The sequence below is a fragment of the Bacillus sp. FSL M8-0063 genome (assembly GCF_038005545.1).
GTDB lineage: Bacteria > Bacillota > Bacilli > Bacillales > Bacillaceae_G > Bacillus_A > Bacillus_A wiedmannii.
Genome location: NZ_JBBOTJ010000001.1, coordinates 3466169 through 3489981 on the forward strand (window position 1 = coordinate 3466169; position 23813 = coordinate 3489981).

Consider the following 23813-nt stretch of genomic DNA (forward strand, 5'->3'; position numbering starts at 1 on the left):
CCTGTCTATTTTACCATACTTTTATTTTTTCATAATGCCAACAGAAAAAAAAGAGGAATTTGTAATATTCTTTATGAAATTGTCGGTGTTTGTATTGATTCTGTTACAGAATTAACAGGATTTACTCTTACAAGTATGACATCTTCCCCAATTTTCATAATTTCCTCCCAAGGAATTACAATTTCTACATCCTTTCCAAAGATCCCCAACATACGTGCCTGTTTGGAAATAATAATAGACCCGATCTTCCCTGTGTTCATATCAATTTCAATATCTCCAATATTCCCAAGCCTTTTTCCATCTGAAACATTTATTATCTCTTTCATCTGTAACTCTGAAATTCTTTTCATTTTCATCCTCTCCCTTATATATGACGAATTGAAAAAACACTGTTTCTCAAATTAACAGGAAGCACCCTCTACTAATTCCATATTATTTTCATTATATGAACACAGCTTCCCTACTATGAGCGAAGACAAACTATATTACATATAAAAAGGTTTCACCATAAATGGTGAAACCTTATCCTTGAATCGTTTTATTCATTTGTTTAATAGCTGATTTCTCTAAACGTGACACTTGTGCTTGAGAAATCCCAATTTCTTCTGCAACTTCCATTTGTGTCTTTCCTTGAAAGAAACGTTTTCGAATAATCATTTTCTCACGATCATTTAAACGCTTCATCCCTTCTTTCAGTGCTAACTCTTCAACCCACTGCTCGTCCTTTTGTTTTTCATCACTTAACTGATCCATTACAAAGATAGGATCTCCCCCATCGTTATAAATCGGTTCAAATAATGAAACTGGATCTTGAATCGCATCTAATGCAAAAACAATTTCTTCATGAGTCACTTCAAGCACTTTTGCAATATCCATTGCTGTTGGTTCTTTTGAATTTTCTGCAATCAATTTCTCTCTTACTTGTAACGCTTTATACGCAATATCTCGTAATGATCGAGATACACGAATCGGATTATTATCACGCAAATATCTGCGTATTTCCCCAATAATCATCGGCACAGCATACGTTGAAAATTTTACATTTTGGCCTAAATCAAAGTTATCAATGGATTTCATAAGTCCGATGCAACCAACTTGAAATAAATCGTCAACATATTCTCCTCTGTTATTAAATCTTTGGATGACGCTCAGTACAAGACGTAAGTTTCCATTCACTAATTTCTCTCTTGCGCTTATCTCTCCACTTTGCATTTCACGAAATAATTTACGCATTTCATCATTTTTTAGTACGGGAAGTTTAGCTGTATCAACACCGCAAATTTCTACTTTGTTTCTCGTCAAAGTGTTCCCTCCTATCGGGAGTTGCTGTACAGTGTAAAGTATTTCCTTTGAAGGGGATTTTATGCATGCGGTTTTCTCTTCATTTTTCATTTTCGTTGTCTCTTCTCATACAACGAAAGAGAATAAGACCAGCCTAGATAACGGCTGGTCTTATTCTTTACACCATTTTATTAAATTCTTTTCGTAATCTTTTTATGATTCTTTTTTCTAAACGCGAAATGTATGACTGTGAAATCCCAAGCATATCCGCCACATCTTTTTGCGTCTTTTCTTCTTCTCCAGCAAGCCCAAACCGAAGTTCCATAATTTGTTTTTCACGATCATTTAATTGATGCAATGCTTTCATTAGAAGATGACGATCTACAGTAGCTTCTAAATCTTTTGTAATAATATCATCATCTGTACCTAATACATCTGATAACAAAAGTTCATTCCCATCCCAATCGATGTTAAGCGGTTCGTCAAAAGAAACTTCTGAACGATTTTTATTATTCCGACGCAAATGCATTAAAATTTCATTTTCTATACAACGTGAGGCATATGTTGCTAATTTTATCTTCTTTTCTGGATTAAATGTATTCACTGCTTTAATAAGGCCGATTGTTCCTATACTAATCAAATCTTCAATGTTTATCCCTGTATTTTCAAACTTTCTTGCTATATATACAACTAACCGTAAGTTGCGTTCAATCAGTAACGATCTTGCTGCCTGATCTCCTTTTGGCAATTTATTCAAAAGAACTTCCTCTTCTTCTTTCGTTAACGGTGGTGGCAACGCTTCACTTCCACCAATGTAATAAATTTCATCGGTCTTAATTCCTAATTTCAGCAATACTTTATACCAAAGGTATACTAAATAAAATTTTAATTTCATCATATTATCCCGCCTCTCATTATTAAGCAATGACCATTTTTTGCGAAATTAACATTTTCGGATGCACAATACATTGATACTCTCCATTGGTTGACAGCTGTTGTGTATTTAATCCAATCAATACTTTGCTAACTACAATAGAACTACCTTCATGATAAATTTGCACACTGTCTGGCTTAATTGCCCATAAAAATTGATTCTCTACTCCTACTGCTCTGAAAGGAATTAAGCGTAATTTTGTCGCCCACCCAGAATCATTTTCTGGTATTTGAGGAATCTCTGTTTTGGAATAAATTTGTTCTGTTAACCAAGTTGGCAAGCAATGCTCTAATGATGAGATATGCATAATCATAACGGGTGTTTTTGTTAACGGGTCGTAAAGTTGGTTCCCACTATCAATTAAACCTGCGAGTTCTAGTTCCTCTTCGGCTAATTGAATTTTCAATTTCACAATTTGATCATAGTGTATTTTTGTAACCTCTACGCTTTCAATACGCTTTTTAGAAAAATAATAAATTACTGGAAAACCAAAAACAACAAACAACCAGCTAATTGGATCACCGTAAGAAATTGATTGAGATTGAACCAATCCATTTACCATTTCATTCGTTTGCAAAAAGAAATGAGTCCCAATTAACCCTCCGCCAACCATAAAGGTTACAAAGTAAAAAGTAAAAACAGTTTGTGTATAGTTTCTAAACGTTGTAAACCCAAATGCTGTATACACAATAAGTAACGAGTACAGTAGTTTCATAATTGGATGTGTCATCATAGAAGCAAAAGGAGTAAAGGCAAAAATAACAATGGTTGAACCTATAAATGCCCCTAACACAAGCCTCCATCTTTTGATCTTCTTTTTTAACACGGTTGCTGTTAATAAAAGTAAAAGAAAATCAATGCAGGCGTTTAACAACCAAACAACGTCGGCGTAAACAACCAAACAATTCACCTCTTTTTTTAAGTTGAGACTAGTATAATGCATATCCAATAGGAAAGTGTGTCAATTTGCGGAGGTGTTTTTTTGTTATTTTGTGTTTTCTAGACAAAATCTGTCGGTAAAAAATAAAAGTATAAGTTTCATAGAATACTATATTTTTTATTTTCATATAAATCGAAATATATAAAATAAAAAAAGACCTGCTTAGCAGATCTTTTCCCTGTATAAAACAAAAAAGGAGCATGAAAGCTCCTTTTCTTTTATCGTCTACGACGGTTACGTAAGAATGCTGGAATATCGATGTCATCTGAATCTGTATGACGCTCATGCACAACCGGCTCTTCACGTTTCATTTCACGCTTAACTTCACGTTGTTTTGAAGGTTGAGCTACTTGCTGTTGCTGTTGTTGCGTGTGATTCGCAGTCGGACGGATAATTGGTTTTGGTGGCTGCGTCGAAGCACTATCATCAAAACCAGTTGCAATTACAGTTACAACGATATCATCTTTTAATCCTTCATTAATAACAGAACCGAAGATCATATTTACTTCTGGATCTGAAGCTGAAGCTACAATGTCTGCCGCTTCTTGTACTTCATATAAGCTTAGGTTAGCTCCACCCGTAATGTTCATGATAACACCTTGAGCTCCATCAATAGATGTTTCTAATAATGGACTAGAAATCGCTTTTTTCGCAGCTTCAGCAGCACGATTTTCTCCATTACCAGAACCAATACCCATTAAAGCAGAACCTCTATTAGACATAATTGTCTTTACGTCTGCGAAGTCTAAGTTAATTAAACCTGGTGTTGCAATTAAATCAGAAATACCTTGAACACCTTGACGTAATACGTTATCTGCTTCACGGAATGCTTCTAACATCGGCGTATTTTTATCAACAATCTCTAATAAGCGATCGTTTGGAATTACAATAAGTGTATCTACATTTTCTTTAAATGCCGCAATACCAGATGCTGCTTGTGTTGCACGCTTACGTCCTTCAAATGTAAATGGACGTGTCACAACACCAACTGTTAATGCACCTAATTCTTTTGCAACTTGAGCAACAACTGGAGCTGCACCAGTTCCAGTTCCGCCGCCCATACCAGCAGTTACGAAGACCATATCTGCACCACGAAGTGCTTCTTGGATCTGTTCTTTACTTTCTTCTGCAGCTTTTTTCCCTACTTCAGGGTTTGCACCTGCACCAAGTCCACGTGTTAATTTTCCACCAATTTGCATTTTTGTTTCAGCTTTTGATAGATTTAATGCTTGTGCATCAGTATTCACAGCGATAAAGTCTACACCTTGTACACCGTGTTCAATCATACGGTTTACAGCATTGTTTCCGCCACCGCCGACACCGATAACTTTTATATTCGCTAATTGATCTTGAGTAGTATCAAACTCTAACATGTCGAAATCCCCCTAGAACCTCATTTTTCGTGTCCAATTTTAATCCCATAAATAACGGAATACACGTTTTACTTTTGACATCATACGGTCATCATTTTGATTATTATTGTTTTGATTACGAGTTTTTTGTTTCGCAGGTTGCTGTTGTACCGGCGTTGGTGCTGGTGCTGGTACTGGTTCAAAATGTTCTTGCTTTTCCTGCACATTTTTCCCACGTAATTTAGCTTTTTGATAAGAATGTTTAATTAATCCTACTCCACTTGTATATTGGGGCTCACGCACACCAATATAATCAGGAGTCGCTATACGAACATTTTCATGTAAAATATCATATGCAAGATCAAGAACACCCGGCATAGAAGCAATTCCACCAGTTAGTACATAGCCAGAAGCTACTTGCTTTACTCCTAATTTACGCACTTCATCTTGAACAAACATTAAAATTTCCTCTACACGAGCCTCTATTATATCCGATAATTCCAACTGAGAATATTGTTCTGTTTGATCGCTTCCCATAATAGGAACCGTAAACATCTCTTCTTCAGATGCTGTATCATAAAAAGCATGTCCATATTTCAACTTAATTTGATCTGCATTTTCTGTTGAAGTTTTCAACCCAATCGCAATATCCTTCGTTATATGGTCTCCACCTAACGGTAATACGCTCGTTGCTTGTAACTCTCCATCTTTAAAAATAGATAAGGTTGTAGATCCTCCCCCCATATCAACAAGGGCTACTCCTCTATGTTTTTCATCTGAAGATATAGCAACTGTTGCAGCCGCTAAAGGTTGAAGACAAATATCAACTATTTCAAGACCTGCTTTTTCTACACAACGAAGTAGGTTATGTAGTAAAGTTCTCGAGCCTGTTATAAGTGTACCTTCCATTTCTAATCTTACACCGATCATCCCGCGTGGATCGTTAATCTCGTCAAGACCGTCTACGATGAACTGTCGAGGTACCACATCAATAAACTCACGTTCTGGAGCAATTGACACAACTTGTGCTGCATCTAGAACGCGTAAGACATCTTCATTCCCGATTTCACGATCTTCATTTGAAACAGCGACTACTCCGTGACAAGGAAGTAGTTGTACCTGGTTTGCATTGACGCCTACTACAACTTGCTCAATGTGGATTCCCACCATGCGCTCAGCTTGTTCAATTGCTTTTTTAATTGATCGAACAGTCTCGTCTATATCAACTATCGATCCCTTCTTTAAACCATTTGATTTTACATTTCCAACACCAATAATGTTTAAGCTGTCATTAACCATTTCACCAATGATGACTTTAACATTGGATGTACCGATGTCAAGACTAACATATATTTCATTGCTGTTCATTCTTTGGCACCTCCTTCTTTATTTATACCATACAACTCAATATATGGAACAACAATCGCAACTTTACTATTTATAAGAAAAATATTCAACGTCTTTATACGTTTCCCTTTTTTAACCCTATATTTTTCTTATTTTTATTTAACATTCATTTAAGAATATCGCAGTAAACTGTGAATAACTGCTTATCTTGAAATAATTCTATTTCAAGTGTAAAGATTACCGCCAAGTATAAGTCTACACTAAGATGTACTCATAGAAAAGTGAAACTTGTACCAATCCTAGTATGAATCTAAGAATTTTTACATCTTTTTCATCAAATGAACCATTCTTGTAAATTCAGATGCATTCAACAGAACATTCGTTTCGTTTTTTCTACAGGAACGTAGTAAAAACTATCGTTCTATTCTTTTTTTTCTTCCGCTCCTAATTCTTTCGTATATGCCCCTACTTCTAAATCAATTAATACCTTTTTACCCGGCTCAATTGTTTTTAAGATAAGCGGATAAGCTTCCATACGCTTTGCGAAATTTTGAATCGTAGTGCTCACTTCGTACCCTTCGTTCATATATAAAGTAAGGTGATCTTCATTCGCATTCGTCGGTGAATAACGGATTTCAGAAATAGACCTTAAAATCGTTGGTGTTAATTTTTCAAGCTCAGCAATTAACTCCTTCATTTTCTCCTCTTTAAAAGGTTCAAAAATTGGCGCTGCAACAGGAAGTTTTCCGTTCGGAAGTACATCAAGTGTTTTCCCGTTCTCTAGTAACGGTTGTAATTTCCCATCTTTGTTTATATAACCAATCGTTACATATTCTTCAATATGAACATCAATTTTATTTGGAAAACGTTTTTTTACATTTACCGCTTTAATTTCTTTTCGTTTCGTTAGGTTTTCTTCTGCTTTATGTGCTGTCACTCGGAAATAACTTGTATCATACGTCACACCTGATTCCTTCATCACTTGTTCATCTGTCATATAATGATTTCCAAACACACTTATCTTTTTGATATTGCTTAGCGGAGACCGAAAATAAATTAAAAAGAGCACTAATAAAAATAAAATTGATATGTATAGAATCAACCGATGATTAACATTTTTCTTGTTTTTCTTCTGTTGATTTTTTAACTTTGGTACACGATCCTGTAGTTTAATCACTTTACTATTTTTCATGTACGATCCCCCTACGTAACATAAAAAACGGCATGTTCCTCATGCCGTTCTTATCTTCTTATTATAACATAAATGATAATGAGCGGAACGAATAACCGTTATCTTCCAATGATTTCTACTTCTGTATGCATTTCTACGCCAAATTTATCCTTGATTGTTTGTTTTATTAATGCAATTAAAGATAAGACATCTTGCGCACTGGCTCCCCCAGTATTAATAATAAAATTCCCATGCATTTCAGAAATTTGAGCTCCGCCTATTTGATAACCACGAAGCCCCGCCTTTTCTATTAAGTCTCCTGCAAAGTATGGGATTGGATTCCGAAATATGCTTCCTGCACAAGGATGATTCCACGGCTGTGTTTCACGGCGGTAGTCTTTATTCTTTTGCATGACGCTTACGATTCCCTCACGCTCTCCTACCTGCAATTGAAACTCAGCTTCCAAAACAATACCAGGACGTTTCGTTTGCAATACAGAAGTACGATAGGAAAACTCCATTTCTTCATGTGTTAACCAATCAATTGTTCCGTTTTCAAACAAAATAAGAGCTTTTGATAATATGTTTGATATATCCGATTTATGTGCTCCTGCATTCATATACACTGCACCACCAACACTTCCTGGAATACCACTGGCAAATTCCAGGCCGGATAACCCTTGACGACTAAGTAAAGTTGATAATTTAATAAGGGGATACCCACCACCAACTCTTACTCTATGTTTTTCGACTTCTAAGTGGTCTAATCCTTCTCCTAAACGAATAACGACACCTTCTATACCTAGATCAGATACAAGAAGGTTCGAACCCCGACCAATTACAGTCCACTTGGTTTTATATTTTTTTACTAACTGCAACGTTTTTTCAATACTGGCAACATGCTTTGGCACAATTAAAATATCAGCTGGTCCACCTATTTTCATAGTGGTATAACGCGCTAACGCTTCATTCACTAACACGCGACCAACATTTGCTTCTATAAGCTCATTTACTAATTGCTCCATAAACAATCTCCCCCATACTAAGTATCCTTATTACAGTAGTATGCAGGGCGTTCACCTAACGTTATTTTTTTACAAGCTTATTCATTACTTCATACAGCTTATTTGCTGCATCTGGAATACCTAATTGCCCCGCAGCCAGCTTCATATTTTGTAATGTTTGTGCATCTAATAAAATCTCATCAATATCACGAATAAGCGTTTCTGCTGTTAAATCTTTTTCAAGCAACATTTTTGCTGCTCCTTTATCGACAACAGAACGTGCATTCTTTTCCTGATGGTTATTTGTTACGTAAGGACTCGGTATTAACACACTTGGCTTACCTAACGCGGTTAATTCTGCAAGTGTTGTTGCCCCCGCTCTTGAAACAACAAGATCTACACCTGTAAGTACCTCTGGCATATTATGAATGAAAGGTTTAATAATAACATTATTCGGATTCCCTTTTTGCTTCACTGCTTCCATCACTTTATCATAATGAACTTCACCTGTTACATACAATATTTCGTAACTTTTATTTCCAAACTGTTCAATTGCCTCTACGAAAGCATCATTAATCGGTCTAGCCCCACGACTTCCACCAAAAATAAGTACCGATTTTTTAGGAAGAGATAAACCTACTGAACGTTTTCCTTTCATTCCATTCTGATCCATTACTTCTGATGCTCTTGGATTTCCTGTCATCACCACTTTTGACTGTGGAAAATGTTCTATAGCCGCTTCAAAACAAACCGCAACTTTATCAACATAGCGGCTTAAAAATTTATTCGTTACACCAGGTACACTATTTTGTTCATGTACAATGGTTGGAATACCTAATTTTGCTGCAGCATATACAACTGGTCCACATACATATCCACCCGTTCCAATTACAATATCCGGATTAAAACGACGAATATATCGTTTACTATCTTGTACACCCTTTAGGAAACGCATCACCGTTTTCACGTTATCTAACGATATTTTACGCTTAAATCCACTTATAACAATAGATTGAAACGGTATGCCTGCTTTTGGAACGATTGTGCTCTCTAATCCACTCTCCGTACCAATATATAAAAACCTTGCTTCCGGATTTAATTTTTTTATTTCTCTTATTAGAGCAAGAGCCGGATAAATATGACCTCCAGTGCCCCCACCACTTACTAATACACGCACTACTAACTCCTCCGCTTCTCTTTTCTTATTTCAGTCGTATTTATTTCTATATACATCATGTTTCTTCGCGCACATACGAAAAACCCTGTCTTATAAAACAGGGTTTAGTAGCGAGAATGGCGACTTATATTTAATAATACACCTACTGCCATTAACATTAATGTCAAACTTGATCCACCATAACTTAAAAACGGCAAAGTAATACCTGTTACAGGCATCAATCCTGTTACAACACCAACATTAATCATTACTTGAATCGCAATCATCGCCACAATACCTACTGCTAAAAACGTACCATATAAATCTGGCGCTCCTAAAGCTATACGAATCCCACGCCATAATAATAGACTAAATAATAATAACACAAATGAACCACCAATAAAACCTAATTCCTCGGATAAGATCGCAAATATAAAGTCTGTTTGCGGTTCAGGTAAATAAAGAAACTTTTGTCTACTTTGTCCAAGTCCAAGCCCGAATAATCCACCTGGTCCAATTGCGAGTAACGATTGAATAATTTGAAATCCACTTCCAAGCGGATCTGACCACGGATCTAAATATGATGTAATACGTTTCATTCGATACGGTGCTGATGCAATTAGCCCTACAAATCCTGCTACACCAAGCAAACCAAACATTGCAAAGTGAAAGACCCTTGCTCCCGAGATAAATATCATAATAATACATGTCCCAACCATTACCGTTCCTGTGCCAAGATCTGGCTGTAACATAATCATCCCAAAAGCAAGAAATACAAAACTAAGAGCTGGTAGTAAACCACGTTTAAAAGAGGTAATTAATTTTTGTCGTTCCGCTAAAAATTTTGCTAAGAAAATAATCATCGCAAACTTCATAAATTCTGACGGTTGAATGGAAAATGCCCCGATTCCAATCCAACTTCGCGCTCCTCCTCGAACAAGTCCTACCCCAGGAACAAGAACAAGAATAAGAAGAATGAAGCAAACTAGCAAAATTACTTTTGAATACGTACGCCACACCCAATAATCAATTTTCATAATTAAAAACATAGCCACTACACCGATACTTGCAAATAGCAATTGCCTTTTTGCAAAAAAGAATGAGTCCCCCATTTTATAAGAGGCCCAAACCGCACTCGCACTATACACCATAACCATTCCGATTGTTAACAACGCAAGTGTAACGATGATGAGAATAAAATCAGGCGTTTTCTTCATTACCCATAAACACCACCTCTTTAGGCAGAAACTTTTGCCCTATGTAACAAAACATCAGTAGGTGTTAGCCTACTGATGTTTTGATTTACTTTATATAAGTTTATGCACAGCTTGTATAAAAATGTCTCCTCTTTCTTCAAATGTTTTAAATTGATCCCAGCTTGCACATGCTGGAGAAAGAAGAATTACATCACCATCTGTAGAATGAGCATAAGCTTTCACTACCGCTTCATCTAAAGTATCTACACTTTCAATTGCATCTAATCCCGCTTTTTCTGCAGCTCTTACTAATTTTTGAGCTGTTTGTCCAAATGTCACAATTGCTTTTACATTTTTGAAATACGGAATTAAATCATCGAATTCATTTCCACGATCAAGTCCACCTGCTAATAACACAATCGGTTGTGTAAACGCAGATAAAGCTTTCTCAGTCGCTAACATATTCGTTGCTTTTGAGTCATTATAAACCTTACGATTGTTAATAGTTGTTACATATTCTAAACGATGTTTTACACCTGTAAAACGTTTTAACACCGCCGTAATCGCTTCATTAGAAACACCCAATAATTTTGCGATACTCATCGCTGCTAAAATATTTTCTAAATTATGTTGACCAGGTAAAACGATATCGCCTATTTCAACAACTTTTTCACCTTTAAAACAAAGAGCATTCTCTTTTATACACGCACCATCTTCAATTTCTTTCGTTGTCGAGAATAGTACTTTTTGCCCTTTACTATAAGCAGATAAAGCCATCACATCCGCATCATCTGCATTTATTACACTATAATCATTTTCTGTTTGGTTTTTAAAAATATTTGCTTTTGCTAAACCATATTCCTTCTTCGTCCCGTGATAATCTAAGTGGGCCTCAAATAAATTTAAAAATGCAGCAATTTTAGGTTGGAACAATTCTACTCCCATCAGTTGGAACGATGAAAGTTCTGTAACTACAACTTCATTTTCTTTTGCATCCTGTGCTACTTCACACGCTACAGTTCCTATGTTCCCTGCAATTACAGGATGCTTTTGTCCTTCTTTTAGCATTTCAAATGTAATCATTGTCGTCGTCGTTTTACCGTTAGACCCTGTAATCCCAACAAATGGCGCTTCTGAAATACGATATGCTAATTCAACTTCCGTAACAATTGGAATTTGCTTTTCTTTCGCAGCAACTAATATTGGATTAGAATACGGGATTCCTGGATTTTTTACAACAAGAGAGATATTTCTCTCTAACAATTCTAAAGGATGACCACCGCATACAACGTCCATTCCTTTTGCTTGTAATTCTGCAGCAAGTACATTATCCGCTAAAGGCTTTCCGTCATTTACAATAACATTTGCCCCTAATTTTTGTAACAGCGTAGCTGCTGCATAACCACTTTTTGCAATGCCTAATACAAGAATATTTTTATTTTGAAATTCAGTTACAGTTTTCAATTACATCCACACCCCGATATAAATTCCTAACACAGCTAATAAAAATCCTACAGACCAAAATGTCACAACAACACGCCACTCTGACCAACCACATAATTCATAATGATGGTGTAATGGACTCATTTTAAAGACACGTTTTCCTGTTGTTTTAAAAGAAATGACCTGAATAATAACAGATAAAGTCTCCATTACGAATACTCCACCAATGATTACAAGTAGCAATTCTTGTTTTAATAAAATCGCTACAGCTGCAATGGCTCCACCTAAAGCTAAGGAACCTGTATCTCCCATAAACACTTTCGCTGGATTTGCATTGAATACTAAAAATCCAAGTACAGCTCCTACAACTGCCATACAGAATATCGCTACTCCAAATTGCTCTTGCGCTACTGCAATAATACTAAACGCTCCAAATGCAATAGCAGCTGTTCCTGATAATAAACCATCTAAACCGTCAGTTAAGTTAACTGCATTTGATCCACCAATAAGCATAAATAATACAAGTACAAAATATGCCCAACCTAATTCAAACTTAACATCTGTTCCCGGAATCATGATGTATGTGTGGAACGCTTGCCCTTTTCCAATTAAAAAGAACGCAATAGCAATAACAAGCTGACCTACTAATTTTTGTTTTGATGTTAAACCAAGATTTCTCTTCTTAACTACCTTTATGTAGTCATCTAAAAATCCAATCAATCCGTAACCAAATGTCACTAATAATAATAACGAAACCTCTGCACCTAAATGATTAAACTTAATCGCCATAATAAGTGAAGTTACCATCATCGATACATATATGACAATACCACCCATTGTAGGTGTCCCTGATTTTTTTTGATGTGACTTTGGTCCCTCATCACGAATACTCTGTCCGAACTTTAATTTCCTTAAAAATGGAATAAATAATGGCGAAAGGGCAACAGAAATTAAGAATGCTACCCCAGCCGTTACTAATAAACCTTGCTCAAGCACATGTAGTCCTCCTCTCACGTTGTTACTCTTCGTTGTTTAAACGCTCTGTAATTGCTTCTTTAGCGACTTCACGATCGTCAAAATGATGAACTTCTTTACCAATAATTTGATACGTTTCATGACCCTTACCAGCAATAATGATGATATCTTCAGCTTTCGCATTAGTAATTGCATGGTATATCGCTTCTTTTCTATCAATAATTACTTCATAATTATTCCCATTTGCACCTTGCACCATATCATCTAAAATAGCCCCTGGCTCTTCACTTCTTGGATTATCTGAAGTGTAAATTGCATGAGTTGCATATTTTGTTGCAACACTTGCCATGATTGGTCTCTTTGTTCGATCTCTATCTCCGCCACAACCGACGATACAATATACATCGCCTTTTGCAAACTGTTTTGCTGTTTTTAATACATTTTCTAAGCTATCTGGTGTATGTGCATAATCCACAATAACTGTATAATTTTGTCCACCATCAACTACTTCAAAACGTCCTGGAACTCCAGCTAGTTGCTTTATTACATCAATAACCGTTTCTAAACTTACACCAGAAACAAGTCCTGCCGCTGTTGCCGCTAGTACGTTATATACATTAAATTTCCCAATCAATTTCATCGTAACATTTACACTTTCATACGGTGTTACAAGCGTAAATGTAGTTCCACCACTCGTCATAACGATATCTTTGGCCATAATATCACTTGTTGTATCAATTCCATACGTTACAACAGTTGCCGCAGTACTTCTCATATATTCCGCAGTTACAGCATCATCGTTATTCAGTACCGCGTACTTTTCACGATTATGATTATAACTATTGCCAAGTTGTGCAAATAGCAACCCTTTTGCATGTTTATATTCTTCCATCGTTTTATGATAGTCTAAATGATCTTGTGTTAAATTTGTAAACACTGCTACATCGTAATCACATCCGTGTACACGACCAAGATCTAAAGCATGTGACGAAACTTCCATTACTGTACTATCTACACCGTGCTCAACCATTTTTGAAAATGTGTGTTGAAGTGTTAGTGCATCTGGTGTTGTATTTTTCACCTCAAATGTTTCATCACCGATTTTCATATTAATCGTTCCAATTAGCCCTGTTTTATGACCATGTGCGCGCATAATCTCATCCATAATATGCGATGTTGTTGTCTTTCCATTTGTACCTGTAATTCCGATTAAATGTAACTTGTGTGTTGGTTGACCATAAAAATAATCAGCTAAAACCGCTAACGAACGAAAAGTGTTTTTCACAAGTACAACTGGAACGTCAACATCAATTGGTCTTTCCGCAACAATAGCAGCCGCTCCTTGTGCCGCTGCTTGCTTAGCAAAATCATGGCTATCAACCGTATATCCTTTCATACATACAAATAAGCTTCCCTCTTTCACTTTACGTGAATCAGCTTCTATAGATGTGATTTCTGGATTTTCTTTTGGAACAACTGGAAAATCATGCAAACATGATAAAAGTGTATGCAACTTCATTTCACTAAACCCTCTCTACATTGTGTATTTATCTCTTTTTTAATAAGCAACACGTTACCTCCTAATTATATAAAATAGGAGGTAAGTGCTACTGTGTCTAATAAATAGACCTATTTATAATTGAGGCTCTTACAGCCTCAAATTAAGTAACTCTTCTATAAAGAACTCACTTCCACCAATTGTACCATAAAACGTACTAGGTTACCTTTAATTCCCGAAGTAAATTCTAATTTTTGAGCCTTCTTTCACTTTAGCTCCTGCTTCTGGCGATTGTTTAATTACTTTCTCCCCGTCTCCACTTATATCAAGCTTCAAATCGACGAGTTGTGTCTGTAAGTCTTTCTTTTTCATACCAATTAAATTCGGAACTTCCACAGTTGGTGTATCGCCCCATTTATATTCTCTCTCAACTTGTTCTTGTCTCGGTTTCACTCCCATAACAGGAAGTGCATCCCGAAGAATATTCCCAACAATTGGAGCTGCTACTACTCCACCAAATTGCGTTACACCTTTCGGATTATCAACAGCAACATAGACAACAATTTCCGGATCATCTGCTGGAGCAAAACCGATAAAAGATACTATATAATTATTCTCTAAATATTTACCATCTTTCACCTTTTGAGCCGTACCTGTTTTTCCACCTACACGATACCCATCAATGAAAGCACCTTTACCAGATCCCTTTGCTACAACATTCTCTAATGCATACCGAACTTTTTCTGAAGTTTCCTTGGAAATAACTTTTCTTTTTTCCACAGGTGTCTTTTTACTTACAACTTGATTATTTTTCGGATCAATAAACTCCTTAGCTATATACGGTTGATACAATGTCCCACCATTTACAGCCGCTGCTACTGCTGCTACTTGTTGAATTGGTGTTACAGAAACTCCTTGACCAAATGAAGTAGTTGCTTGCTCGACTGGACCAACTTTATCTAAATTAAATAAAATCCCACTACCTTCACCTTGCAAATCAATTCCGGTTTTCTGTCCAAAGCCGAAATTACGAATATATTTAAACAATCGGTCTTTACCAAGACGATCACCAAGTTCGATAAATCCTGGGTTACAAGAGTTTTGAACTACTTCTAAAAACGTTTGGCTACCATGGCCTCCCGCTTTCCAGCATTTCAATCTAGCTCCACCCACTTCAGCTGCTCCATCATCATAAAACGTATCTTTCTCTAAGTCTACTAAATTTTCATTCAAGGCTGCGGCTAACGTAATGATCTTAAATGTTGAACCAGGCTCATACGTACTCCATACAGGTAAATTTCTATTATACACTTCTGGAGAAACACTTTGAAAATCTGCTGGATCAAAGCTCGGCCGACTCGACATACCTAAAATTTCACCATTTTTCGGATTCATTGCAATCGCAATCATACCATCTGGATTATATGTCGACTCCGCAATATTCATTTCTCTTTCCATAATTCTATTAATACGTGCGTCAATTGTTAAGCCTAAATTCAAACCAGCTTCTGGTTTTTTGAAATCATCGCCAACATTAGGCATCCTTTGTCCTTTTGCATCTGCAAAAAAACGCACATGTCCTTCATCACCATTTAGCTCTTTATCATAATATTTTTCTAGTCCCATAAGACCTTGGTTATCACTACCAGCAAACCCTAATACGTGTGATAAAAAGTTGCCAAATGGATAGTACCGGATAGAGTCCTCTGCGATATAAACACCTTTCAAACTTAATCCTCGTACCTCTTTCGCTTTATCATGTGATATTTTTCTTCCGCCTTTATCTAACCTTACAATCGATTCTTTTTTTGTAATTCTCTTATAAATCTCATCTTTTTCCACACCTAATACTGCAGCTAACTTCTCTGCAGTCTCTGCTGGTTTTTCAATTTGCCTCGGTACAACAAAGACAGTTGGAGCACTTTTATTCGTAGCAAGTTCCACACCATTTCGATCTAAAATCTTCCCACGTTCAGGTTCAAAAGTAATATTACGACTCCATGAATCCTTCGCACGATCCGTTAACATATTGCCAAGAAAAAATTGCACATATCCAAGACGAATATCGATGATAGTGAAAATAAGTATACCTGATATGAGTATAAAAATAAGTCGTTTTCTAACTGTTACATTTGATACACGCATATTGGAACAAGCCTCCCTTACGCCTAGCTTGTTCCAATATATGCTTGTACTTATTTAATTAGAACTTCTTCTCTTTTACCATTACGGTTTTTCTGCTTCTTGTTGTGGTTCAAGTGGCGGTACAAGTGTTACACCTAGCTCTGTACCAGGTTGCAACAATGTTCCTTCTGGCACACTTTGTTCGGTTACGTATCCCGTACCAGTAGGTTTTAGGTTAAGCTTTAATGTTTTTGCTAAATTCATAACATCACGCAGTGCCCAACCTTGTATATTTGGCATTGTAGGTTTATCTCCTACTAAGAAGACTCGGTCACCTTTTAATGTTTGCTCAGTTGCTTTTGGCACTTGCTGCTGCACTTTTCCTTCGCCTAATACGATTGGACGAAGTTTTGCTTTATCAATTGCTTTTTTCGCTTCTTCCATCGTTTTCCCTGTTATATCCGGAACGACAGTTTGTTGTTCTTTCACATATTTTTTCGGGTCTTTTATTTCATTTGGCTTAATCTTTAAATACTCTAAACTATTTTTGGTTACATATTTAAAAATATCAGCTAAAGGCTGTGCGCCATTCTCATCATCTTTCAATTTCGGCTGTTTTACAGCTACATATACAACAAGTTGCGGATCGTCCATAGGTGCCATCCCTAAGAATGAGAATATGTAATTCTCTCTTCCTGTCATATAGCCACCTTTTCCATCCGGAATTTGCGCTGTCCCTGTTTTACCACCAACTGAATACCCATCAACTTTATAAGCAGTTCCTGTTCCTTTCGGCGATGTAACAACGCGTTCTAATAACTGTCTTACTTGCGCTGCTGTTTCTTTCGTAACAGGTTTTCCCACTTCCTCTGGCTTATGTTCTAATTTTACTTCGCCTGTTATTGGATCTACAATTTTATCAATTGTATAAGGCTTCATCATTTTCCCATCATTTGCAATAGCAGTTGCAGCTTGTACAAGCTGTATTGGCGTTACAGTAGAACCTTGTCCAAAAGCTGTTGTTACTTGCTGTATTTGCTGATCGAATACAATGGTATTTGAACCTTCACCAGGTAAATCAATGTTCGTTTTTTCATCTAATCCAAAACTATGAATATATTTTCGGAATCGTTCTGGGCCAAGTTTTTGATCCCCTAAAATTGCAAACGCTACGTTGGAAGAGCGCTCTACCCCTTCATCAAATGTGATAGATCCCCATCCAGCACCGCCGTTATGATCTTTTATTTTTCGGTTTCCGACTTGGTATGTACCAGACTGATAATAATCTTGTCCTTTATACACACCTTCATTAATCGCTGCCGCTAGCGTGAAAATTTTCATTGTTGATCCCGGTTCAAATGCATTTGCAATTGCATCATTGAAGAAATATTCAATTTGGCGATCATTTGGATCATAACTAGGTTTACTAGACATCGCTAATATTTTCCCTGTTTTTGGGTCCGCAACAATCCCTATTAAATTTTCTGGTTCATAATGCTTACTTGCAGCTTTCATCGCATCTTCTAAATAACTTTGAATACGTTGATCTATCGTTAAATACGCGTTATCTCCGTTTTTAGGTGCCTCTACGTTCACTTTCCCACCGTCAAGAGACACTCCTTTACGATCACCTGTATAAGATACTTTCCCGTTAGAAGCACTTAAATATTTATCTAAACTTTTTTCTATACCAAATTGCCCTACCGACGTTCCCTCTTCATTCGGTTTAGCATGCCCTATAACGTAAGATGCAAAATCACCGTTCGGATACACTCTTGCATTTTCAGTAATAAAAGATATGCCTGGCAATTTCAATGCTTCTATTTGTTCCTTCTGTTCTTTCGTCAAATCTTTACCTAGTGTTCCAAATTCGACTTGACTTTTATCTTTTTTATTTAACGTGGCTAAAATCTTCTCTTCATCTTTTCCGAGTACTCCCGCAATTTTCTTTGCAGTATCCTCTTTATTTTCAACATGATTCGCACCTTTTAGTTCCGCTACAAGTTTATAAGAGTTTGCATCTTGCGCTAACACATGACCGTTTTGATCATAAATCGTCCCGCGATTTGCTTCTAGAACTCCTTTTTTACTATGTTTTTGCTGAGCAAGTTTATCCAAATCCTGATTATGCACTGTTCCTGTCGCTTGTATGTAAAAAAATCGGGCTAACAATAGCAAAAAGAGCAGGAGGAATAAAATCATAAAATACCCTGCTCCCTTATTGGTATGAAATTTAGTCATATTTCTCTTCATTTTCCCTTCACACCTATTGCCTTATTTGAGGCCCTTCACATTATTCGCATTAATTTCTAGCCCGTGTTTTTTTGCAACTTCAGCGATTCGTTCATAGCGACTTAACTTCTCTACTTCAGCCTGTAACTCTTGATTTTCTTTTTGCTGCTGTACAATTTTTTGTTCTATCGTCGCTGCTTCTACATTAACTTGATAAAGGCCTGCTTTATTTCCAATAAACGCTACACAGGCATACAATAAAAAGCCAATAAATGCTACATACAACAGTTTTTCGATTCTTGTAATCTTCGCTTTAGCTTTTGGCTGAACCATCTGCTGTGGGGGCGTTTGAATCTGTACCTCTTCTTGCGCTTGTTGTTTGTACTTTACAGCTAAGTTACTCATACCTCTCTCCCCTTTTTATCGTTTTTCAGCGATTCTCAATTTCGCAGAACGCGCTCGATTATTTTCTTCTAACTCTATATCAGAAGGTAAAATCGGTTTTCTTGTAATAAGCTTTAATTTCGGCTTAAATTCATCAGGAATAATCGGTAATCCTGGTGGCAATTGTGGCGTTGTACTATTTCGCTTAAACGTCGTTTTACAAATACGGTCTTCTAAAGAATGGAATGTTATAACACTAACTCTTCCACCCGGCTTGACCATCTCAATTGCAGATTCCAACGCTTCTTCAAACACTTTCAATTCATCATTTACCGCAATACGGATTGCTTGGAACACTCGCTTCGCAGGATGTCCACCCGTTCTACGAGCAGGAGCTGGAATACCCTCTTTAATTAGTTCTACTAATTCTCCTGTCGTTTCAATAGCTTTATTCTCACGATACGCTTCAATTTTCCTTACTATTTGTTTTGAAAATTTCTCTTCACCATACTGGAAGAAAATTCTTACAAGTTGCTCATATGACCAGCTATTTACAACATCATATGCTGTTAATGGGGCATCTTGATCCATCCGCATATCTAACGGTGCATCATGATGATAACTAAAGCCACGCTCTGGTGTATCTAATTGTGGGGATGAAACACCTAAATCAAATAAAATACCATCTACTTCTGTTATACCTAATTCCTGTAGTTTTTCAGATAAATAACGGAAATTACTCTTTACTGTTATGAACTGCTCACCGTATGAAGAGAATCTTTCTTTCGCATTTTGAATCGCTATCTCATCTTGATCAAACGCGATTAATCTTCCACCTTCAGTTAATTGGGATAATAAATAAGAACTATGTCCTCCTCCCCCCAGTGTACAATCTACATATGTACCACCTGGCTTTATATCTAAGCCGTCTACTGTTTCCTTCAAAAGTACTGTTACGTGTTTAAACATTGTTGCACCTACTCTTTTTCCAATTAATTATGTTGAATGCATCTCCTCCTCCAAACGCATATTTCACGATTAGAGAACGAAATACTATGAAAGAACGACTCATTTAACTTGCCTACAAAGGCAGCATACTATACAAATCGCTATTTTCTTTTATTATATACTAAATTTTATCATCTTTTGCGGGAATTTAAATAAAAAACTGTCGAAAAAGATGATAATACGTTTACATTTTGTGCTATTTTGTCATATATTTAAGTATCCTGCATAATTACGATATTCACCGTTTTTAAAATTAATAATTCAGAAAAATTTCACTTCACAGTAAATTCAACAGAACAAAAATAAAATCCTGCTCCTAAGAGCAAGATTCTATAGTTTTATAACATGATGTTTTCCGTCCCAAGAAAACGTTTCTGCCATTACACGATCAACGAAATCCAAACCGAACTGATTTAAATAGTAACATACATTCCACACACGCTCTTGCGGCGCCCCTAATGGACGAAGTGCAAATTGTATGCGACGGAATTTATTTAGCTGTACTGCATGTTTTTTCTCAACATTTCTTTTCAACATTCTTTCCAACAGTTCAATTTGTTCATTAATTTTGAATTCATTTTTCCCTGCAAACGCACTTAATCCAGGATCTATTTTCTTCACAAACTGTTGTAATGACGTATGGATATCAATTATTTCTTTTTTCGCCTCTACAAATCGATCATCTATCGGTTCCTCTATTTGATTAGATAACCAGTTTTCACGCAACTTATCTACGTTATTTAAAAACGGATCACTGTCTTGCAATTGCAAATCGTATAAATCTGTCGCTATATCCCTCTCTACATAAGTGATTGTAATACGCGGAACGACAGGCGGCATTCGGAAACCAATCGTATGGAAAACTTGTTGCAATTCACTCCAGTAAGCTAATTCCCCTGGTCCTCCAATAAACGCGAGCGTAGGAAATAGATACTCTTGCATAAGAGGGCGCGTTACAACATTATTACTAAAGCGTTCCGGGCTTCTTTCCATCTCTTCCATCAATTCCTCATATGAAAAGGAATACGCTCCATCCTTCCCTACAAACTTCCCTTGATCGTTTTCAAGTAACACTCGCTCATTATCAATTTCCATAAATATATGTACTGCATTATACTTTGTTTCAATAATCGGTTTATATCCTAATTCTTTAATTATTTCCTGTTGGTTATGAAGCCCCTCTTGTACTTCTTTATACTTACCTATAATTTGCTTAAAAAACGGCACTTCTAATTTTCTTAATTCAGGATGATGTGAATCAACAAGAATTAAACCAGAATTCACGAACATTTTCATAATAAGATGGGCAAAGAAATCTACATACGTATTCGATTCCCCCAAAGAATCATCAATAAATTGCAGTACATCCTTTGTAAAATTCGTTTCAGGGTATGTTTTGAAAATTTCTTCAATCCACTTTCTACAGTCTTCCAAAGAAAGCTCGGACTCTGAAGCACTCGCCTTTTTCGGATTACGATCATGAAAAATAGTCTTTTTTATTTTTTTATTCTTCGTTACAAAAGTATGATTAATTTCATCCATATCATGGTCTTCACCAGCAATCCAGAAAACAGGAACAACTTTAACACCTAAACTTTCTTCCTTTTCCCTCGCAAGCTGTAAAACTGAAATGATTTTATGAATTGTATAAAGTGGTCCAGTTAATAATCCAGCTTGTTGTCCAGCTATAACAACATATGTATTTTCTTCTCCAAGCGCTTTTACATTTTGAATCGTAGCTTCTCCCGCTTGTAATTTTGTATTATATTCTAATAAATGCGCTACTAAATCTTGGCGGAAAAACTCCCTCTCACGCAAATCATGTACACGCTGTTTAAAAGCATCTTCTGTTAACATATAGTCAAAACACGACTGTATCTCTTTTTTACCGTTCATATAGTCCGCTACAACACCTTGTTGCGGAACAGAGATTTCTTTTATCTCCATATAATTCTTCCTTTCGTATCCTGTTCTCTCACCAATCCACATTGTAGTCAATGTTGCACGTAAAAGCAAAGAATTACACTTATTCTTTTACTTCTAATCCTTTTATTGCATCGAACAAAAATTGAAGTGTCGGAACGGATCGTTGCTGTTTCTTAGCTTCCTCTAATACATATCCAACAATCGCACCAATTTCCGTTTGTCTATTCGCCCTTACATCTGCCAGCATAGATGATGTATTATGAGACGTTTTTTCACATACGTGACGTACCATTTTCCATACCATTTCTTTTTCTTCTTTAACAAGAAAAACGACTTCCTGAAATACTTGCTCCATCAATCGATAAAAAAACGGGTTCGTAATCAACTCTCCGTTCTGGATTTGTAATAACGCTGTCAATGGATTGATACATACATTAACTACTAATTTTTTGTGCATGACATCCTTCCAATCATCTTCTATTTGAATCGGAAAATGAGGAAATGGAAAGCACTTAAATATTTTTTCAAAATGTATAGACTGGCCGTGCACGATTCCAAACTTCGTTACACCTATCCCCGTATGATAAACGGTATGTCTTTCTTCTTTTTTTGCACCATGCTCTACAATCCCAACTGCAATATTTTCATTCCCTATTTTCTGCATAGCATGAAGATGAGACATTCCGTTTTGCAAAAAGATTAATGAGGATTCCCCTCGCACAAAAGGCAGTATGTCAGTTATATGATATTGCTTAACAGCAATAAATATATAGTCTAGCTTCTTGTCTAGCATATTTTCTATTGGCAAAACAGGTGGGAATACGGTTTCACGTTTTTCCTCCCTCATACAAGTTACACCCGTTATATTCAATTCCTCAGCCTGTTTAGCTGTCCTTGTAAACAACGTAACATCTTGATTACTTTTTTGTAAATAAAATGCATATAACAGACCGATAGCTCCTGGTCCCACAACTCCAATTTTCATTTTCACACAAGGAACTCATATAAATACGATACACAAGTCCCTTTTCCCTCCCCCTTTTTATCCCGCAAACACCTGATTGGTGCGGAATCATAATTAACTAAAGGTGAACAAATCCCACCGATTACAGTTTCACTTTATCTTTCTCAATTCCATGAACACAGTTTACAATTTCATTGCTCTTTAACAAACAAATGCAACCTCTACTTTCAATATGTATATACTACCTATTAATATGCTTCTACTCTTAGTTTAGCAAATCCCCAAAAAAATAATAAAAGAAATATACTATCTTCTTCATAAAAATAAAAAAATGAGTTATAATATTATTATAAATATTTTTACTTTTCTGCATTCAACGAGACAAGAAGAGGATGTGATGTTATGGGATTCCCAAAAGTTGAGCGCTTGCTCATCAATTATAAAACATTAGACGAATTTAAAAAATTTAAAGGTTGCGGAGCTCAAGAATTATCCATGTTAGAAGAATTACAGGCAAACATTATTGAAAACGATAGTGAATCTCCATTTTACGGTATTTATTATGGTGGATCACTAATTGCACGTATGAGTCTATATATGAAAAGGCACGGCGGGGAACCATTCGAAATTACAGGTACTTACCTAGAACTCTATAAACTTGAAGTGTTACCAACTTTCCAAAAACAAGGATTCGGAGAAATGCTTGTAAATTATGCGAAGGGGCTACAATTCCCAATTAAAACGATCGCACGTATCCATTCAGCTGGTTTTTGGGATAAATTAAATTTCCAGCCTGTATCAGTACCTGATGGTGATTTTTATGTTTGGAACCCCGAAACAAATTTGAATGCGGTTACAAACGAAGAGTCCGCATAAGA

General features: G+C 36.3%; 20 protein-coding genes. 1 reads left to right on the forward strand and 19 read right to left on the reverse strand.

The genetic code is table 11. The annotated features are described in order from the left end of the window. Positions 1 to 71: 71 nt before the first annotated feature. From MKX31_RS17440 to panE, 19 genes are all read right to left on the reverse strand, one after another. Positions 72 to 350 (reverse strand): YlmC/YmxH family sporulation protein, encoded by a 279-nt coding sequence (locus MKX31_RS17440; RefSeq protein ID WP_142289349.1) that lies wholly within the window; start codon positions 348 to 350, stop codon positions 72 to 74. Between the two features lie 172 nt (positions 351 to 522). After that, complete coding sequence (sigG, locus tag MKX31_RS17445) at positions 523 to 1302, reverse strand: RNA polymerase sporulation sigma factor SigG (RefSeq protein ID WP_000197753.1); 780 nt, start codon at positions 1300 to 1302, stop codon at positions 523 to 525. A 157-nt stretch (positions 1303 to 1459) separates the two neighbouring features. Next, complete coding sequence (gene sigE / locus MKX31_RS17450) at positions 1460 to 2179, reverse strand: RNA polymerase sporulation sigma factor SigE (protein WP_000976947.1); 720 nt, start codon at positions 2177 to 2179, stop codon at positions 1460 to 1462. A gap of 19 nt (positions 2180 to 2198) precedes the next feature. Then, positions 2199 to 3116, reverse strand: coding sequence for a sigma-E processing peptidase SpoIIGA (gene spoIIGA / locus MKX31_RS17455; protein WP_048563202.1), 918 nt, complete (start codon positions 3114 to 3116; stop codon positions 2199 to 2201). Between the two features lie 257 nt (positions 3117 to 3373). Beyond that, positions 3374 to 4528 carry a cell division protein FtsZ gene (gene ftsZ / locus MKX31_RS17460; RefSeq protein ID WP_000888983.1) on the reverse strand — a complete coding sequence of 385 codons (1155 nt, stop codon included), beginning with the start codon at positions 4526 to 4528 and terminating at the stop codon, positions 3374 to 3376. A 39-nt stretch (positions 4529 to 4567) separates the two neighbouring features. Continuing rightward, positions 4568 to 5875: a cell division protein FtsA gene (gene ftsA / locus MKX31_RS17465; protein WP_001087544.1), complete on the reverse strand. Its 1308-nt coding sequence runs from the start codon at positions 5873 to 5875 to the stop codon at positions 4568 to 4570. 400 nt (positions 5876 to 6275) lie between these two features. Continuing rightward, positions 6276 to 7046 (reverse strand): cell division protein DivIB, encoded by a 771-nt coding sequence (gene divIB, locus MKX31_RS17470; protein WP_016086556.1) that lies wholly within the window; start codon positions 7044 to 7046, stop codon positions 6276 to 6278. Positions 7047 to 7144: 98 nt separating this feature from the next. Beyond that, a complete protein-coding gene (murB, locus tag MKX31_RS17475) occupies positions 7145 to 8050 on the reverse strand; it encodes a UDP-N-acetylmuramate dehydrogenase (protein WP_000437052.1) in 906 nt (301 codons plus the stop codon). A 61-nt stretch (positions 8051 to 8111) separates the two neighbouring features. Next, positions 8112 to 9206, reverse strand: coding sequence for an undecaprenyldiphospho-muramoylpentapeptide beta-N-acetylglucosaminyltransferase (gene murG, locus MKX31_RS17480; protein WP_064474971.1), 1095 nt, complete (start codon positions 9204 to 9206; stop codon positions 8112 to 8114). Between the two features lie 104 nt (positions 9207 to 9310). Beyond that, complete coding sequence (spoVE, locus tag MKX31_RS17485; RefSeq protein WP_000753517.1) at positions 9311 to 10402, reverse strand: stage V sporulation protein E; 1092 nt, start codon at positions 10400 to 10402, stop codon at positions 9311 to 9313. 90 nt (positions 10403 to 10492) lie between these two features. Then, a complete protein-coding gene (gene murD / locus MKX31_RS17490; protein WP_064474970.1) occupies positions 10493 to 11845 on the reverse strand; it encodes a UDP-N-acetylmuramoyl-L-alanine--D-glutamate ligase in 1353 nt (450 codons plus the stop codon). Beyond that, positions 11846 to 12820, reverse strand: coding sequence for a phospho-N-acetylmuramoyl-pentapeptide-transferase (gene mraY, locus MKX31_RS17495; RefSeq protein WP_000893058.1), 975 nt, complete (start codon positions 12818 to 12820; stop codon positions 11846 to 11848). A gap of 22 nt (positions 12821 to 12842) precedes the next feature. Then, positions 12843 to 14318, reverse strand: coding sequence for a UDP-N-acetylmuramoyl-L-alanyl-D-glutamate--2,6-diaminopimelate ligase (gene murE / locus MKX31_RS17500; protein WP_098101661.1), 1476 nt, complete (start codon positions 14316 to 14318; stop codon positions 12843 to 12845). A 207-nt stretch (positions 14319 to 14525) separates the two neighbouring features. Continuing rightward, complete coding sequence (locus tag MKX31_RS17505) at positions 14526 to 16442, reverse strand: stage V sporulation protein D (protein ID WP_064474968.1); 1917 nt, start codon at positions 16440 to 16442, stop codon at positions 14526 to 14528. Positions 16443 to 16523: 81 nt separating this feature from the next. Beyond that, the gene (locus MKX31_RS17510) at positions 16524 to 18674 is read right to left on the reverse strand and encodes a penicillin-binding protein (protein ID WP_103654906.1); all 2151 of its coding nucleotides are present in this window, start codon (positions 18672 to 18674) and stop codon (positions 16524 to 16526) included. A gap of 21 nt (positions 18675 to 18695) precedes the next feature. Next, positions 18696 to 19058 (reverse strand): cell division protein FtsL, encoded by a 363-nt coding sequence (ftsL, locus tag MKX31_RS17515; protein ID WP_000067081.1) that lies wholly within the window; start codon positions 19056 to 19058, stop codon positions 18696 to 18698. 15 nt (positions 19059 to 19073) lie between these two features. Then, positions 19074 to 20006 (reverse strand): 16S rRNA (cytosine(1402)-N(4))-methyltransferase RsmH, encoded by a 933-nt coding sequence (gene rsmH, locus MKX31_RS17520; protein WP_000472512.1) that lies wholly within the window; start codon positions 20004 to 20006, stop codon positions 19074 to 19076. Positions 20007 to 20375: 369 nt separating this feature from the next. Next, positions 20376 to 21992, reverse strand: coding sequence for a bacillithiol biosynthesis cysteine-adding enzyme BshC (gene bshC, locus MKX31_RS17525; protein ID WP_103654905.1), 1617 nt, complete (start codon positions 21990 to 21992; stop codon positions 20376 to 20378). A gap of 79 nt (positions 21993 to 22071) precedes the next feature. After that, positions 22072 to 22962: a 2-dehydropantoate 2-reductase gene (panE, locus tag MKX31_RS17530; RefSeq protein ID WP_081257197.1), complete on the reverse strand. Its 891-nt coding sequence runs from the start codon at positions 22960 to 22962 to the stop codon at positions 22072 to 22074. A gap of 375 nt (positions 22963 to 23337) precedes the next feature. On the opposite strand from panE, the gene MKX31_RS17535 reads away from it, so the two are divergent. Further along, positions 23338 to 23811, forward strand: coding sequence for an N-acetyltransferase (locus MKX31_RS17535; protein WP_060488409.1), 474 nt, complete (start codon positions 23338 to 23340; stop codon positions 23809 to 23811). Positions 23812 to 23813: the final 2 nt, after the last annotated feature.

Bases quoted from the DNA above. Each gene is read 5' to 3' on its own strand.
- MKX31_RS17440 (WP_142289349.1), bottom strand. From the start codon at position 350: ATGAAAAGAATTTCAGAGTTACAGATGAAAGAGATAATAAATGTTTCA.
- sigE (WP_000976947.1), bottom strand. From the start codon at position 2,179: ATGATGAAATTAAAATTTTATTTAGTATACCTTTGGTATAAAGTATTG.
- ftsZ (WP_000888983.1), bottom strand. From the start codon at position 4,528: ATGTTAGAGTTTGATACTACTCAAGATCAATTAGCGAATATAAAAGTT.
- ftsA (WP_001087544.1), bottom strand. From the start codon at position 5,875: ATGAACAGCAATGAAATATATGTTAGTCTTGACATCGGTACATCCAAT.
- divIB (WP_016086556.1), bottom strand. From the start codon at position 7,046: ATGAAAAATAGTAAAGTGATTAAACTACAGGATCGTGTACCAAAGTTA.
- murB (WP_000437052.1), bottom strand. From the start codon at position 8,050: ATGGAGCAATTAGTAAATGAGCTTATAGAAGCAAATGTTGGTCGCGTG.
- spoVE (WP_000753517.1), bottom strand. From the start codon at position 10,402: ATGAAGAAAACGCCTGATTTTATTCTCATCATCGTTACACTTGCGTTG.
- murE (WP_098101661.1), bottom strand. From the start codon at position 14,318: ATGAAGTTGCATACACTTTTATCATGTTTGCATGATTTTCCAGTTGTT.
- MKX31_RS17505 (WP_064474968.1), bottom strand. From the start codon at position 16,442: ATGCGTGTATCAAATGTAACAGTTAGAAAACGACTTATTTTTATACTC.
- MKX31_RS17510 (WP_103654906.1), bottom strand. From the start codon at position 18,674: ATGAAGAGAAATATGACTAAATTTCATACCAATAAGGGAGCAGGGTAT.
- ftsL (WP_000067081.1), bottom strand. From the start codon at position 19,058: ATGAGTAACTTAGCTGTAAAGTACAAACAACAAGCGCAAGAAGAGGTA.
- rsmH (WP_000472512.1), bottom strand. From the start codon at position 20,006: ATGTTTAAACACGTAACAGTACTTTTGAAGGAAACAGTAGACGGCTTA.
- bshC (WP_103654905.1), bottom strand. From the start codon at position 21,992: ATGGAGATAAAAGAAATCTCTGTTCCGCAACAAGGTGTTGTAGCGGAC.
- MKX31_RS17535 (WP_060488409.1), top strand. From the start codon at position 23,338: ATGGGATTCCCAAAAGTTGAGCGCTTGCTCATCAATTATAAAACATTA.